The sequence below is a fragment of the Leeuwenhoekiella sp. A16 genome (genome assembly GCF_047946675.1).
Taxonomy (GTDB): domain Bacteria; phylum Bacteroidota; class Bacteroidia; order Flavobacteriales; family Flavobacteriaceae; genus Leeuwenhoekiella.
Window position 1 is genome coordinate 1,153,601 of the sequence record NZ_CP172313.1, and the last position, 15,999, is coordinate 1,169,599.

At 39.5% G+C, this 15,999-nt stretch carries 11 protein-coding genes; 5 read left to right on the forward strand and 6 right to left on the reverse strand.

Annotated features, from left to right (window positions below):
- Window positions 1–21 precede the first annotated feature (21 nt).
- The 6 genes from ACH3O9_RS04910 to ACH3O9_RS04935 form a co-directional block, all read right to left on the reverse strand.
- A complete protein-coding gene (locus ACH3O9_RS04910; RefSeq protein ID WP_013073634.1) occupies window positions 22–216 on the reverse strand; it encodes an SHOCT domain-containing protein in 195 nt (64 codons plus the stop codon).
- Window positions 217–234: 18 nt separating this feature from the next.
- A complete protein-coding gene (locus ACH3O9_RS04915) occupies window positions 235–2,622 on the reverse strand; it encodes a multicopper oxidase domain-containing protein (protein WP_031427478.1) in 2,388 nt (795 codons plus the stop codon).
- A gap of 64 nt (window positions 2,623–2,686) precedes the next feature.
- Entirely contained in the window at window positions 2,687–3,253 is a 567-nt protein-coding gene (locus ACH3O9_RS04920; protein ID WP_008610774.1) for a helix-turn-helix domain-containing protein, read from the reverse strand.
- A 4-nt stretch (window positions 3,254–3,257) separates the two neighbouring features.
- Window positions 3,258–4,475 (reverse strand): TolC family protein, encoded by a 1,218-nt coding sequence (locus ACH3O9_RS04925; RefSeq protein WP_013073636.1) that lies wholly within the window; start codon window positions 4,473–4,475, stop codon window positions 3,258–3,260.
- Window positions 4,472–8,224, reverse strand: a complete 3,753-nt coding sequence (locus tag ACH3O9_RS04930; protein WP_013073637.1) for an efflux RND transporter permease subunit — start codon at window positions 8,222–8,224, stop codon at window positions 4,472–4,474. Before ACH3O9_RS04930 ends, ACH3O9_RS04925 begins: the two co-directional genes overlap by 4 nt.
- 103 nt (window positions 8,225–8,327) lie before the next feature.
- Window positions 8,328–8,744 (reverse strand): HYC_CC_PP family protein, encoded by a 417-nt coding sequence (locus ACH3O9_RS04935; RefSeq protein WP_013073638.1) that lies wholly within the window; start codon window positions 8,742–8,744, stop codon window positions 8,328–8,330.
- Between the two features lie 248 nt (window positions 8,745–8,992).
- On the opposite strand from ACH3O9_RS04935, the gene ACH3O9_RS04940 reads away from it, so the two are divergent.
- The 5 genes from ACH3O9_RS04940 (at window position 8,993) to ACH3O9_RS04960 (ending at window position 15,822) form a co-directional block, all read left to right on the forward strand.
- Entirely contained in the window at window positions 8,993–10,213 is a 1,221-nt protein-coding gene (locus tag ACH3O9_RS04940; RefSeq protein ID WP_031427476.1) for a DUF4856 domain-containing protein, read from the forward strand.
- Between the two features lie 72 nt (window positions 10,214–10,285).
- Window positions 10,286–11,410 carry an imelysin family protein gene (locus tag ACH3O9_RS04945; RefSeq protein WP_031427475.1) on the forward strand — a complete coding sequence of 375 codons (1,125 nt, stop codon included), beginning with the start codon at window positions 10,286–10,288 and terminating at the stop codon, window positions 11,408–11,410.
- A gap of 3 nt (window positions 11,411–11,413) precedes the next feature.
- Window positions 11,414–12,778 carry an HTTM domain-containing protein gene (locus tag ACH3O9_RS04950; protein ID WP_031427474.1) on the forward strand — a complete coding sequence of 455 codons (1,365 nt, stop codon included), beginning with the start codon at window positions 11,414–11,416 and terminating at the stop codon, window positions 12,776–12,778.
- Window positions 12,779–12,786: 8 nt separating this feature from the next.
- On the forward strand, window positions 12,787–15,234 hold the full coding sequence (locus ACH3O9_RS04955; protein ID WP_031427473.1) for a TonB-dependent receptor: 2,448 nt from the start codon (window positions 12,787–12,789) through the stop codon (window positions 15,232–15,234).
- Window positions 15,235–15,399: 165 nt separating this feature from the next.
- Window positions 15,400–15,822, forward strand: a complete 423-nt coding sequence (locus ACH3O9_RS04960) for an HYC_CC_PP family protein (RefSeq protein ID WP_128766269.1) — start codon at window positions 15,400–15,402, stop codon at window positions 15,820–15,822.
- The last annotated feature ends 177 nt before the right edge of the window (window positions 15,823–15,999 follow it).

Here is a 15,999-nt window from a genome sequence, read left to right on the forward strand (position 1 = left end):
TTTTTGGATTGCTTCTTTTTTTTATTTCTTTGAGCCTATAGCCTGCTTAATTTCTTCATACTCCTCTTTGGTTATCTCTCCTTTAGCGTACCTTTCATCAAGGACATCCATAGCCTTTGAACTTTTAGTCCGCTTTATTTTCTTTCCTCCTGCATAGATGAAAACACCTAGAATAATAACACCGAAAATGGTTAAGAAATCCCAATTGTAGTCCATCGTTTTATTTTTTAGTCATTAAAATCTTAGTGATAATCCTCCACCTGCACCAAAACGGTTATCATAACTTCCCATCAATGAGAAATTTTTGGATAAAAGATATTCAACACCCGTACTCCAAGTAATCTCTTTTTTGAAATTATCTCCTTGAGGCAGGTCATCTACCCACCCAAAATCTGCTTGGTACTCGTACATCCCAAAAACAATAGTTCTAGGGAAAATGGTAATAGCACGGCTTAAGCTAATCTGCGGGCGTAGCTTACTATCCATCCTCACATCCAACGTAAATAAGTAGGGCGTAAGGTATCGTATCCCTGCTATAGCTGTTGTTGTTATTTCTTCAAGGCTATCCTCCATTTCGTTCTCGACATTTACACCGCCAAAAACGGTTAGATAATCATAGAGGTATCTATCGTAGGCAGCTTCAACCTCCATATTCCTGTTCCAACCATATTCGCCCCTCAAACTGAATTGGTTTCGGATATTTGAAGATATAAGGTTCAAAGTGGTCATATGTGATGCGGCATCTATCATTCCGTAGGAATAGAACTGGTCGGTCTCGTCAATAAGTTTAGATACGGGATATTCCTTCAACCTTGGATCCCTAGGGGTATCATAACTTACAATACGCGCCATACCTCCCATCATATGGTATAGAATATGACAATGGAAAAACCAATCGCCATATTCATCACCATAAAATTCAATGGTAACTTGTTTCATTGGTGGAACATTGACTGTGTGTTTTAAGGGTGAGTATTCCCCATTTTCGTTAATGACCCTAAAAAAATGACCGTGTAGGTGCATTGGGTGGTGCATCATAGTCAGGTTATTGAAGGTAATCCTAGTTACTTCGTCTCCCTTGATTTTTATTTTATCTGCTTCAGATAGAGGAACCCCATTCAAACTCCAGATATAGCGCTGCATATTCCCGGTAAGGTTTAATAGGATATCCGTTACAGGAACATCTGGGTCATAATTGGTCTTCTCCGGCGATTTCAAGTAGTCATAGTTATACTCTGAAAACATATTCATTCCCTGCATTCCATCTGCTTCGTCCATTTTCATATCATCCATTTGAGAGGCCTTTTTCATTTTGGTATCCATTTTTGTGTCCATCCCTGCCATTTTGGAATGGTCCATCTGCATTGAATCCTTTTTCATATCCATTTGCATTTCGTCCATTTTATGCTTCTTCATTTCCATACCCTTCATATTGGACTTGTCCATATTCATTGTACCCATATCCATATCTTTCATTCCTTCCATCTGCATTCCCCATTTTTCTTTCATCTCGTAACGCTCATCTTTGCCTGGTCGGAACTTTAAAGCGGGTGCACCCATTTTCATTTTCATTTTGGCCATTTGTTGCATCATCCCTATTTTATCAGGTTTGGATACATCGGGTGCAGCAACAATAGGTCCTTGGCCTAGGTATGCCGTTGCGGTACCAGAGCCGTCTTGGGCCATAATTTTATATTCCAGTTTGCCGTTCTCCGGTATGGTTACGATAAAATCATAGGTTTCAGCGACCCCTATAAATGTCTTGTTATGCTTAACCGGTACTACATCTTTACCGTCTGCCGAGACAAGCAAAGGGTCAGGGCCGCCAAAGGCCATCCAGAACGAAGTAGAAGCAGAGCCGTCTATAATGCGAAGGCGCACTTTTTCGCCAGGTTTAAACTCGGGGTACTCCACTTTTTCTTCTCCATTAATTAAGAACGCTGGGTAATACACATCTGCCACATCTGCACTTTCCATACGCTGTCTCCAAAAATTTAATTGCGCCCCAAATGCGCCCCTTGCAATTACTTGGTTAAGCGGCGTAGCTGTTCCTTTTCTTATATTGTACCATTCTGTACCTCGCTTTAAAAACCGAAGTACATCCCGCGGTTTTTCGTTGGTCCAGTCAGATAGTACCAAAACCTGCTCTTTATCATACTCCAAGGTTTTTTCTTTGGGCTGTATTACAATTGAGCCGTAAACACCGCTCTGTTCCTGCAACATTGTATGGGAATGGTACCAATAGGTGCCGTTTTGCTTTATTGCGAATTCATATTTTAGTGTTTTACCGGGTTCTATGGGCGGTGTAGAAAGGTAGGGTACCCCATCATAAAAATTGGGCAACAACAAGCCGTGCCAATGGATGGATGTCTCCACGCTCATTTCATTTTTTACATAGATTACTGCGTACTCCCCTTCGGTAAATTCGAGCGTTGGCCCTGGAATACCTCCGTTGACGGTCATCCCTTTTACTTCTTTACCGGCTTTATTAACCATTTCTTCCTTTAGGGTCAACGTGTATTCGTGAACGGGTAGATTATCGACATTACCTTCCACGGACTGTGCAGATGCTGTATAGGTACACAGTAACAAAAGAATAAATGCATAGCTTATTTTTTTCATAAGATTACTTTTTTTAAAATTAATATTGATTATGAGAAGTTTGTGTCATAATTATGGTTGTTATCTACCTTATTTGATCTAAAGGGTTTCTAATACTTTTTTGATTATTCTTATAATTAGTCAGACTCATACCAGTTTCACTTTTAAACAGCCTACTTAAATGATTTACATTACTGTAATCAAGCAGCTGACTTATCTCCGTAAAATTACCCTCTTGTAATTGAATCAGCTCTTTCACTCTTTCTATCTTGAGTTTTATAAAGTATTTTTCTATGGTAATATGCTCCGTAACAGAAAATATTTTACTGATTTTTGAGTACTCAAGGTTTAATTTACTTTCCAAATGCTTGGACAGCGTTTTATTTAATTGAAGTGGTAATTTTTGTAATAATTTAATAAGTTCAATTTTAACTTGCTCTACTAATTGCTGGTCTTGCGCCAGTAAAATTTCGAAACCATTGTTTTCTAAAACATTTTTTATATTTTCAAAATCATCTATAGATTTCTCTTCGTAAATAATAGAACCCAATTCAATATGCTTTAAGTGAATCCCTAATGTTTCAACATCACTCTGGATTGTTTTAATACAGCGATTACACACCATATTTTTTATAAATAATTTCTTTTCCATCCGGTTAGTTGATTAGGTAATTAACAATTGCAGATTGTGTGTAATACTTCTGTATCGATTCCACTTGATTTAACTGAAATTTGAGCTGTAACTCTTGGATATCCAGCACATCATTAAAATCAATGGTGCCCGTTTCATAGTTTTTAATGAGAATTTCTTCAGCATCTTCTGCTTGTTTCAGATTGTTCTCTTGTGTATTATATGCTATTCGTGCTTGGTTGCGTTGCGATATTGCTTTTGCGAAAGCGGATTCCAAAACATTCAATCGTTGTGCTTTTTGAGTCTCGATTTCTTGTTGGCGCAAGTCATTTTGCCTTGAAATAGATTTATACCGATTATTAAAAATGGGAATGGAAACTGAAACCATAGGCATTAGTATATCCTTTCCATTGTCTATTGGATTCATATCCGCTCGCTCGCTCACTGGTAGATAATCAACCCCAAAACCAAACATAGGTAATGCCTCACGCTGGTTGAGCAATTCAGATTGTGCTATAGATTCGTAGAGTTTATCATATTTAAGCAGTTCAGGATTAAGTGATAGTGCATCTCTACCAGATACGGCGTTTTCACTTGGAATTTCCATTAATGTGACCACATCAACCATCATAGTTCCATCACGATTGAGTAGCTTATTGAAGGTGATTTGTTCTGACCCAAATTCCTCTTCGAGCACCTCTTTTTGCTGTTGCAATTCATTTTGACGAATCTGTAATCTCAAAACGTCAACAGAAGATGCCTTGCCTACTTCAACCGATGTAAGGGCAAGACGCTCATAGGTTTCTAATAATTTAATGTTCTTATCGAGCACCCTTTGCTTTGCTTGTATTTCATACAAACGATAATAGGATTGAGCTACAGAAAGTGCCAGTTTTCTTTTGGCAATTATGATTTCCACATATTCAGCTTCAGCCATTGAGGCTGCATAATTTTCTCTTGCCGTTATGGTCCCGAACCAAGGCAACATTTGCTTAAAGCCAATACGTGCTCTCTGCGCCCCAACACGGGTCTCGGGCTCACTGACAAAGTACCCAGCACTCACTTCAGTATTAGGCAGCCAGTTTGCTTCGTTCACTTTTTCTTCGGCGATGTTATAGCGCAGTTCAAAGGCTTGAATCTCGGGGTTGTTAGATTGTGCCTCTTCAATGTATGATTGTAGTTGTTGCGCTTTCGCGAAAGCGGAAACAAACAAAAGACAGGTAATAATTTTTATATTTTTCATTTGTTTGCTCGTTTAAGTTGGTACTCTTTTTTCCAGCTATATAATACTGGTACTAAAAAGTAGGATGTAATATCTATAATCATCCCACCGAAAATGGGGATTGCCATAGGTATCATAATATCGCTTCCTTTTCCCGTAGAAGTAAGTACAGGTAAGAGTGCAAGCACGGTGGTAACAGTAGTCATCAAACACGGACGAATTCGCTTTCCAGCAGCTTCTAATGTGGCAAGTCGGATTCCTTTTTTATCATTGGGATTCTCTCTGTCAAAAGTTTGTGTGAGGTAGGTAGCCATAACTACACCATCATCTGTTGCGATACCAAAAAGCGCAATAAAGCCAACCCAGACAGCAACACTTAGATTGATGGTTTTCATATTGAACAAATCCCGCATATTCTCACCAAAAAAGCTGAAATTGAAGAACCAATCCTGACCGTAAAGCCAAATCATTATAAAGCCACCTGCAAAGGCAACTGCGATTCCTGTAAATACCATCAACGAGGTGGAAACAGAACGGAACTGGAAATACAGAATCAAGAAAATAATAAGCAATGCCAAAGGCACAACTACGGAAAGTGTTTTTTCTGCGCGCAGCTGATTTTCATACGTACCCGTAAAACGGTAATTAATACCTTGTGGCACAATCAAATCACCATTGTCTATTTTTTGTTGAATGAGCGCTTGGGCATTTTCGACCACATCAACTTCGGCAAAACCATCGAGTTTATCAAACAGTACATACCCTATCAAGAAGGTGTCCTCACTTTTTATGACCTGTGGACCTTGTTCATAACGTATGTCTACCAATTCGCTCAGTGGAACCGGACTTCCTTTCTCAACCGGAACATAAATATCTTTTAAATCTTCTGGGTTTGCACGCAACTCACGCGGATAGCGCACTCTTACTCCATACCGCTCACGACCTTCTACCGTTTGAGTAAGCGGCATACCGCCCACAGCTACCTGAAGTACTTCCTGAACATCCATTATGGAAATTCCATAGCGTGCCAATTGGTCTCGTTTTATATCAATTAGTAAATAGGGCTTGCCCACAATACGGTCTGCAAAGACAGCTTGTTCTTTTACACCTTCAGCTTGTTTTAAAATGTCTTCGAGCTGTAGACCAAAAGCTTCTATTGTTTTCAAGTCTGGCCCTTTAACTTTTATACCCATAGGCGCACGCATACCTGTTTGAAGCATTACGAGCCTTGTCTCGATAGGTTGTAGTTTTGGTGCAGAAGTCACCCCTGGAAATTTGGTCACTTTCACAATCTCATTCCAGATATCGTCTGGGCTGTCGATTTCTGGCCGCCAGTTTCGGTAATATTCACCGCTGCCGTCTTCAATTAAATCGTTATGGGTTGCATTTGTTTTTAGTTGCGAGGCCTCATAATTAGCGTCATCATCGATTTCATTATTTGGATTAATAATGAATTTATCATTTTTCAGAACAAATAAACCATCATCGTTTACGCGGTAGCGTTGTCTCTCGCCATTCTTGTTTCGCATATATTCAGACTTATACTGAATCACATTTTCATACATCGAGAGCGGCGCAGGGTCAAGAGCAGATTCTGTTCTACCCGATTTACCTACTACCGTTTCGATTTCAGGAATACTGGCTACGGCCATATCAAGCTGCTGTAACACACGCTTGTTTTCTTCAACACCTGCGTGTGGCAAGGATGTTGGCATTAACAGGAATGAGCCTTCGTTGAGCGATGGCATAAATTCTTTACCCGTGTTGCGCATTATTATGGCCCCTAAAATCAACACTGTGGTCGGAATTATTAAAAACAGTAATCGGTTTTGAAGTGCCCAACGTAATATAGTGTCGTAATATTTTTGGAAAATTGAAAACGCCCCCAGTAATCCGAAACAGATAATCGCAACAAAAATCAAGTTCATTATAATACCGCGGTCAAAACCTAGTGGTCGCCAGTATTCGGCTAGAAGGAAAACAATAGCAATACAAGAAATAACGATATGTATTAGATTGGCTCTTTTTGCCGTGATAATATCGCGTACACTCAAAATTGCAACGATTCCATAGGCAATTAATATAATACCCAACCAATAACCATAGAAGATGGCTGTGATACCAAGGACGATGAGAACAGCATTAATAATATATTTAGCGTGCTCCCTAATAGTACTCTTTTTGAAAAGGAATGCGGCAAATGGTGGTATCAAGAAAAGGGCGATAACCAAAGACGCCGTGAGCGCCATTGTCTTTGTAAATGCGAGTGGACGAAACAACTTTCCTTCAGCACCTATCATAGTGAATACAGGAATAAAACTGATAATGGTTGTTAATACTGCCGTTAAAATTGCACCAGAAACTTCAGCAGTTGCATTGTAGATGATTTCATTTGTGGTGTACTCGATTCCGCTTTCGCGAAAGCGTAATTTTTCATCTTCCAAATGCCGAATCATATTTTCGGCCAGTATAACGCCCACATCCACCATTGTACCTATAGCAATGGCAATCCCTGACAATGCTACAATATTTGCATCTACATCAAAAAGTTTCATTGCAATGAAAACCATTAATACTGCAACGGGTAACAAACCTGAAATTAAGATGGATGCGCGTAGGTTGAACACCATTACGATAATGACCAGAATGGTTATTAAGATTTCAAGCGTGAGTGCTTCATTAAGCGTGTGTAGGGTCTCTTGAATAAGCTGGGTACGGTCGTAAAAGGGGACAATGGTCACTTGTGAGGTGCGGCCATCTGCCAGAACTTTTGTTGGAAGCCCAGATGACAGTTCAGCGATTTGCTCTTTTACATTATTGATAACTTCCATAGGGTTGGCGCCATATCGCGCTACCACAACACCACCAACAACTTCGGCACCTTCTTTATCTAAAATACCACGACGAGTTTGCGGTCCCAAATGAACAGTTGCGATGTCTTTTATTCGGATAGACGTAAAATTCTCTGAAGTGACCACGGCATTTTCAATATCTGCAACGGATTTTACATAGCCCAAACCACGAACCAGATATTCGGCCTGATTGATTTCCAATGTTTGTGCACCAATATCTTGGTTGCTCTGCTTAACGGCTTTGACAATGGCACTTAATCCAATATTGTATTGGCGCATTTTCTCCGGGTCCACATCTACTTGATATTCCTGAACATAACCGCCGATAGACGCTACTTCGGAAACACCACTTGCCGATGACAATCCGTATTTCACATAATAATCCTGTATACTACGCAGTTCCTGTAAATCCCAACCACCGGTTACATTACCATCCTTGTCACGACCTTCTAGGGTGTACCAGAATATTTGTCCTAAACCTGTGGCATCAGGGCCCAAAGCTGGGTTAACGCCATCTGGCAGCAAGTTGGAAGGAAGCGAATTGAGTTTTTCGAGAATGCGACTACGTGACCAGTAAAACTCCACATCTTCTTCAAAAATGATATAGATACTGGAAAACCCAAACATAGAGGAACTACGAATAGTTTTCACGCCTGGAATACCTAGAAGCGAAGTTGTAAGTGGATACGTAATTTGGTCTTCAATATCCTGTGGCGAGCGCCCTTGCCATTTGGTAAAAACAATTTGTTGGTTTTCACCAATATCGGGAATGGCATCCACAGCTACAGGGTCAGTAGGCAAAATACCGGTCTCCCAATTAAAAGGTGCGTTTACAACGCCCCAACCGACGAACAAAGCTAATAGTAAAACAGCTACTAATTTATTTTCTATTAGAAATTTGATGCTTTTATTCAGCATAGAAATGATTATTAAGTAATTATAAATCTTGTTTAAAAGTGACAAACAAGCAGAAATGTCCAAAACAAATTAATGCAGGACTACAGTTCTAATTACTTAAAAATCAAATAAGGAAAGTCTGGTCTAAAACTTGAATATCCCTGACCAAGGGAGGAGGCGTATAATCTCTGTATGAATTTAAATCTTCTTGAGATTCGAAAAATAAGTGTATATAGGTATGGATAAAAGCAGCAACAAATAGTTGTTGGTCTTTATCTAATTTGTCGAACGATGTTTTTAAAGTATCTTGCCCTTCAACAATCACTTGTTCATCACTACAGCAATCTTTTTTAGAAATATCACACTCTGATGACTGCGATTGCTGTTGAACATCCATACCGCAAGTTTGAGCGTGACCAAATAATGAAGAGTCCACAAAAATATCTCCACAATAATGACTATCTACCGTAAATGATACGGTTGACAACAACACTAACAGTGCCATAGAGAATGTTGATATTTTAAAAAAGATTTTCTTCATTAATTTTACAAAAATACAAAATTTCAAGTAAATTTTCTTTATTTAACAAATAATTTTGATTTCATATGCAACATATTCTCCTAAATCTATATGAAAGATTATCTAATTTCTAGAAAAATGCCGAATACAAACCTGTTTTAAATTTATTATTAAGAATTGTTCTAAATAAGTTTGTTTTTTTAAATTTCATTTCTATTTTTGTCGCTGAAATAATCACTTACTTATATTAAGTCTAAATAAATTTAATGATGAAAAAAATGTTTTTTACCGCAATTATAGGAAGCCTTATTTTTGCTTCGTGTTCTTCTGATGATGAGCCGATTACTGAAACCTCAAACATTGAGGTGCCTTCAAACTACACCTTCGAAAGAGATGGACAATCCACAGTGGATTTTAGTGGCCAGACCACCCGAATTTTAATGGCTGAAGAAATCCTTAATTCCTTTACAGATTTCGAAAACACGACTGTGATATCCTTGCAGGCAATGTATGCACATCAGGAAGGGGACCTAGATTTTTCAGACGCTGCCTTAAATGCGTCAGATAAAAACGTACGCAGTAAAACGGCTGCGTCCCAAGATTATTTTAGCGCAAACACCACAGAAGCGGCAGCTATAAGAAACCTATTCGATAGCTATATTTCCGGTCAGGTCAATGAGGTATTCCCTAACAAGGATGTCCTAGCAGTCGCTGGCAGTGCCGGTCAACTTGCCGATGGGACAAAAACCCGGTATGTTAACGCTAAAGGACTTGTGTACAACCAAATGTTTGCAAAAAGCCTTATTGGGGCGCTGATGGCAGATCAGATGCTTAACAACTATCTCAGCATAGCTGTTCTTGATGCTGATAATAAAGTTGCGGACAACGACAATGGGATTACAGAGGATGGAGAGACCTTTACCACGATGGAACATAATTGGGACGAGGCCTATGGATACCTCTACGGAACATCCGTTGATGCAGCCAACCCGAATGTAACCATTGGGGGCGATGATAGTTTTTTGAATGATTATTTGGGCACAGTAAACGCAGACCCGGATTTTTCTACCATTGCTGCCGATATTTTTGATGCATTCAAATTGGGTCGTGCCGCGATAGTGGCAAAAGATTATACAGTACGGGATACCCAGGCTGCCATTATACGTCAAAAAATATCCGAGGTAATTGCCATACGTGCGGTATACTATTTACAACAAGGAAAAAATTTGCTTGCAAACGGTGATTTTGGCGCCGCATTCCAAAACCTTTCTGAGGGTTATGGGTTTGTTTTTAGCTTGCGTTTTACTAGAAACCAGAGTACAGATACTTCCTTCTTTAGCACAAGCGAAGTTGATGGTTTTACATCTGCTCTCTTGGCGGATGGACTCAATGGTTTTTGGGACCTTGAACCTTCAACACTGGACAGTATTACTGAAGCTATTGCCGCTAAATTTGACTTCACGGTCGAGCAAGCTGCCAGCGCAAATTAAATAAAAATTGAATTAGCCACATCAACCGATTTACCGCCGATGGAAAAATCGGTTGATTTAAAAAAAATAGTTATGAAACACTGGAAACTTTGGAGTTTTATTAGTATCGGACTGCTGATTGTAGCGTGTTCAAAAGATAATGGGAACGAAAACTTGCCACCGGCTAACAATAATTTTGATCGTGGCGCAATGCTTTTAAATTGGGCAGATAATATCATTGTCCCTGCATATACTTCTTTTAAAACAGAGGCCGAAAACCTGAACAATGCCGCAACGGTCTATTCAAATGAGCCTACAGAGGCAAGCCTACAGAGTTTGCGCGCCTCGTGGACAGCGGCCTACATTTCCTTTCAAAAGGTCTCTATGTTCGAAATAGGCAAGGCCGAAGAGTTACGGTACAGAAACCGACTGAATATTTATCCATCAAACACCCAAAAAATTGAAGATTTTGTAGCCACCGGTTCTTACGATCTGGCCTTGCCATCTACAATGGATGTACAGGGTTTCCCTGCTATAGATTATCTGATCAACGGTCTTGGAGCAACAGATACCGAAATTGTAAGTTTCTATACTACCAACGGCAATGCCCTGGGATATAAAAATTATCTCGGCACCCTTACGGAAACTATCCTGCAATTGACCACAACAGTACTCGATGATTGGAATGCCAACTTTAGGGATGTTTTTGTTGCAAATACTAGTTCTTCGGCTACTGGATCTGTTGACAAACTAACGAACGACTATATATTCTATTTTGAAAAATCGTTGCGGGCGGGTAAAGTAGGGATACCCGCAGGTGTTTTCTCCCAACAACCATTACCCGAAAATGTAGAGGCGCGCTATAAAAAAGATTTTTCCAAACAATTGATGCTAACAGCAGTTAAGGCAAGCCAGGATTTTTTCAACGGAAAATACTTTAACAACAATACTACCGGGGAAAGCTTCAAGACCTATCTTGATTTTTTGAACAGTATTAAAAATGGGGAGGATCTAGGTGGCCTTATCAATGCGCAGTTCAATGCTGCAGAAACCCAGGCAAATGAACTGAACAATAATTTTGCTCTACAGATTGAAACTGACAATACCAAAATGCTAAGTACTTATGATGAGCTACAACGCAACGTTATCCTCTTAAAAGTGGATATGTTGCAGGCACTGAGCATAAATGTGGATTATGTAGATGCCGATGGCGATTAGTCAATGGCCTCACGTTTAAATGCATACCGAAATATAACTACAGAGGCTGCCCCGTTGGCGGTCTTTCGTATTTTTTTTGGACTGATGATGTTTTTTGGCATCGTCCGTTTTTGGAGCTATGGCTGGATCGATAAACTTTATATTCAACCCAAATTCTTTTTTTCATATTATGGGTTTGAATGGGTACGGCCTTTGGGTGTTTACACCTATTTATTGTTCTTTATCTGCGGTATCTCCGCAATCTGCATTGCGTTGGGGTATCGATACAGAATGGCGATCATCCTTTTCTTTTTAAGCTTTACCTACATCGAGTTGATGGATAAGACGACCTATCTTAACCATTACTATTTTATTAGTTGTCTTAGTTTTTTAATGATCTTCCTTCCCGCAAATGCCTATTATTCAATGGATGCACAAAGGAATAAGGATAAGGCCTATAAACAGATTCCCAAATGGACCGTTGATGCCATAAAATTATTGATTGCACTAGTCTATTTCTACGCCGGTCTGGCAAAACTGAACAGCGACTGGCTCGTTGGGGCAATGCCGCTTAAGATATGGTTGCCGGCCCAATATGACCTGCCATTGTTGGGAAATTTAATGCAGCAACAATGGCTTCACTATGCCTTTAGCTGGGGCGGTGCCGCCTATGATCTGGCGATACCGTTTTTGTTGTTTTATAGACCCACCCGTTGGGCAGCTTTCGGTCTGGTGGTAATTTTTCATTTGATGACCCGCATCCTCTTTCCCATAGGTATGTTCCCTTATGTGATGATAGTGAGCGCACTCGTTTTTTTCGATGCGGGAGTCCACCATAAAATATTGAAAACGCTTTCGACTATTTTTAGGATTAAAAAGGAAAAGGCAGATGCAGGGATACGCAATAAAACCTATCGCAATAAAACCATGGCCCCAATGCTTATCGTGGGTTTGTTTATTGCCTTTCAGTTACTTTTTCCTTGGCGTTATCTGCTCTACAAAAACGAGCTTTTTTGGACCGAGGAGGGATACCGTTTTTCTTGGCGGGTAATGCTAATGGAAAAAGCTGGATATGCACAATTTAAGATTGTGGATAAAAAAAAGGGAACAGCTTTCCTTGTTGACAATACCGATTTTCTGTCAACATTTCAGGAAAAACAGATGAGCACCCAACCCGACTTTATCCTTCAGTACGCCCAGTTCCTCGGAAAACATTTTACAGCACAAGGCCATAAAAATGTAGCGGTCTATGTAGAGAGCTATGTAGCACTGAATGGCAGGCTTAGCCAACCTTATATTGACCCAAAAGTAAATTTACTGGAGCAAGAAGAGTCGTTTGGGCCTAAGGACTGGATATTGGAATTTAAGGATGAAATCAAAGGTTTTTAAACAAAAAAATGTATTTAAAAAAAGAACATATAATCGCAACCCTATTTTTTGCCTTCACAAGTTCTGCAATGTTTGCACAATATGTGGTTCAGGGAAAAGTAGTTTCTGCAGCTTCCAACGAACCTGTCCCAAATGCCGAAGTGTTTCTCACTACTCTAAGAAAATCAACCATCACGAATGATTTTGGGGATTTCAAATTTCAGGACATTCCAAAAGGGACCTATAATTTTACCGTATTTGCCTACGAGTATGCTATACTGGATCACGAGGTTAGCATTTCCGATGATACGTCACTGAACTTAGAACTTGAATCTTTGGGCATAGAACTTTCTGAAGTAGTGGTCACCCAAAGAAAAGAACGCCTTTTCGCCCTAAAACGATTAAGGGACGTTGAGGGAACTGCCATTTATGCGGGCAAGAAGAGCGAAGTGGTATTGGTAAGCAACCTTACCGCTAACCTTGCCGGCGGTAATGCCAGGCAGATATACTCCCAAGTGGTCGGGCTCAATATCTACGAAAACAACGATGCGGGACTGCAATTGAATATTGGTGGGCGTGGCCTCAATCCCAACCGCAGTGCAAACTTCAATACAAGACAAAATGGTTATGACATCTCTGCAGATGTACTGGGATATCCCGAAAGTTACTATACACCGCCGGCTGAATCCATTTCAGAGATCGAAGTGGTACGCGGTGCGGCATCTTTGCAGTATGGGACACAATTTGGAGGCCTTATCAATTTTAAACTGAAACAACCCGATCCCAACAAGAAAATAGAGTGGATATCCCGGCAATCCTTGGGTTCTTACAACTTGTTCACCAGTTTTAACAGTTTAGGCGGGACCTTGGGCAAGGTAGGTTATTATACTTTTTTCAACTATAAAAAAGGAAATAGTTTTCGTCCCAACTCCCAGTTTGAATCCTTCAATGGCTACGTACATTTGGATTATTCGCCTACAGAAAGGACCAAAATTTCCTTTGAGGTAAGCTATTTAAACTATTTGGCACAGCAACCGGGCGGTCTTACCGATGAACAGTTTGAGGAAGACCCCACGTTTAGCAACCGAACCCGAAACTGGTTTAATGTGGATTGGAAATTATATGCTATGCGATTGGAACACGCTTTGAGCAATAAAACCGATTTTAGCCTCAACCTCTTTGCCTTGGACGCCTATAGGAAATCGGTTGGTTTTCGCGAAAACAGGGTTTCACAGGAGGATGATGTGGAGGCTCCAAGGGAATTGATAGTAGGTAATTTTAACAATTGGGGGGCAGAGGCCCGTTTGTTGACGCGGTATAATTTCTTCGGAAAAGAGAATACGGTGCTTTTTGGTGGAAAGTACTATCAATCCAATAATACAGAGCGGCAGGGGCCCGGCAGCAACGGCAGCAACGCCAATTTTAATTTTGAAGAACAGACCTACCCCAACTACCCAAGGCAAAGCGATTTTAGGTTTCCGAACTTGAACCTTGCCCTGTTTTCCGAAAATGTCTTTAAGTTCTCCGAAAAAATTTCGGTAACTCCTGGGCTACGGTTTGAATATATAAAGACTAGAAGTAGGGGCGAATTTAAACGGATCAACTTTGATATTGCAGGTAACCCCATCTTAAACGAAGATGTGGCGGATAACCGTGATCTTGAACGTTCTTTTATTTTATTGGGTGTTGGGCTAAGTTATAAACCCCATAAAACGGTTGAACTATATGGGAATATAAGCCAGAATTACCGCTCGGTTACTTTTAATGATATTAGAATTACCAATCCGTCATTGACCGTAGATCCCAACATCAAAGATGAGCAAGGATATACTTTTGATATAGGGGCTCGCGGGCGAATAAAGAAATACCTTTCCTATGATGTGGGAGCATTTTTTTTAAATTACAAAGATCGTTTGGGTGTGATATTACGGGAAGTAAGTGATATCCAACAGGAGCGGTTTAGAGGGAACATAGGGGATGCCATTACCTATGGCATTGAAAGTTTTGTGGACTGGAATATATGGGAAACCCTGTCCACAGAAAAAAACGATATCAAACTCGGTACTTTTGTCAACCTGGCCCTTACAGATTCAAAATACACCTCTTCCCAAGAAAACAATGTGAAGGGCAAAAAAGTGGAGTTCATTCCCGGTATTAACCTAAAAACAGGATTAAATTTTGGGTATAAAGACTTTTTGGGTAGTTTGCAATATACTTATTTGGGCCAACAGTTTACCGATGCCACCAATTCGCCCAGGGATTTTCAAAGCCAGAGTGGTATTGTAGGTGAAATACCTGCCTATAATATTATGGATCTTTCTTTTTCCTATACCTATAATCGGTTTAAACTGGAAGCGGGGGTCAACAATGTTTTGAACGAAAGTTATTTTACACGCCGTGCGACGGGCTATCCGGGCCCAGGGATCATACCAAGTTTACCACGAACCATATATGTGCTCTTACAACTTAAATTTTGAGTTAATCTGCATTAATGACAAAAATCATATTTCTGTTGAACCTTTAAAATTATCTTCGCATTAATTAATTTTGCTGTTAATTCATAAAAATTTGATAACAAGCTTGTTAAACAGCAGCATTTAATTTACGAAAACATTTAATGTTAGACAAAATTTATTAATACTGTGAAATCTTTTTTTACCAAAATACTATCTTTTTTTTTAGCAGTTTTTATACTGTTTTCTACTTCTTCTTTCACGGTGGATATGCACTTTTGCTGTAATAAATTGGTGGATATGGCTTTTTTTAGTAAGGCAGAATCCTGTATGGAGATTGTACAAAAAAAAGATAATAATTCCAAGCAATGTACTTCCATACAAGAGAAAAGTTGTTGCGATAATCAAACCATTGTAAAAGAAGGAGATGACACCTTTAAGAAGTCCAATACAATTTTAGAGATTGATACTTTAGTTTTCATAAATACTTTTTTTAATACTTATATTAATCTGTTCGAGGGGCTAGAAGAAAACGTCATTTCTTTTAAAACCTACAGGCCGCCTTTATTATCTACAGATATTATAATTCTCAACGAGACCTTCTTAATTTGATTTTCTACATCGCAGATTGACTTTAATCTGCATTCCCTCTATAGCCAAAGTTTCACTTCTGGCTAACATTTGTTGTACTCTATTTTCAGCATCACAAAATATTATTAACCCTGTAAGATATAGACTTTTCAAACCATTAACTTAAAACTCAATGATAATTTTATTTACTATAAGCAA

What these genes read in the sequence shown, in the direction of transcription:
- ACH3O9_RS04955 (WP_031427473.1), top strand. Translation starts at nt 12,787, where the DNA reads ATGTATTTAAAAAAAGAACATATAATCGCAACCCTATTTTTTGCCTTC.
- ACH3O9_RS04925 (WP_013073636.1), bottom strand. Translation starts at nt 4,475, where the DNA reads ATGAAAAATATAAAAATTATTACCTGTCTTTTGTTTGTTTCCGCTTTC.
- ACH3O9_RS04935 (WP_013073638.1), bottom strand. Translation starts at nt 8,744, where the DNA reads ATGAAGAAAATCTTTTTTAAAATATCAACATTCTCTATGGCACTGTTA.
- ACH3O9_RS04950 (WP_031427474.1), top strand. Translation starts at nt 11,414, where the DNA reads ATGGCCTCACGTTTAAATGCATACCGAAATATAACTACAGAGGCTGCC.
- ACH3O9_RS04915 (WP_031427478.1), bottom strand. Translation starts at nt 2,622, where the DNA reads ATGAAAAAAATAAGCTATGCATTTATTCTTTTGTTACTGTGTACCTAT.
- ACH3O9_RS04940 (WP_031427476.1), top strand. Translation starts at nt 8,993, where the DNA reads ATGAAAAAAATGTTTTTTACCGCAATTATAGGAAGCCTTATTTTTGCT.
- ACH3O9_RS04920 (WP_008610774.1), bottom strand. Translation starts at nt 3,253, where the DNA reads ATGGAAAAGAAATTATTTATAAAAAATATGGTGTGTAATCGCTGTATT.
- ACH3O9_RS04910 (WP_013073634.1), bottom strand. Translation starts at nt 216, where the DNA reads ATGGACTACAATTGGGATTTCTTAACCATTTTCGGTGTTATTATTCTA.
- ACH3O9_RS04945 (WP_031427475.1), top strand. Translation starts at nt 10,286, where the DNA reads ATGAAACACTGGAAACTTTGGAGTTTTATTAGTATCGGACTGCTGATT.
- ACH3O9_RS04930 (WP_013073637.1), bottom strand. Translation starts at nt 8,224, where the DNA reads ATGCTGAATAAAAGCATCAAATTTCTAATAGAAAATAAATTAGTAGCT.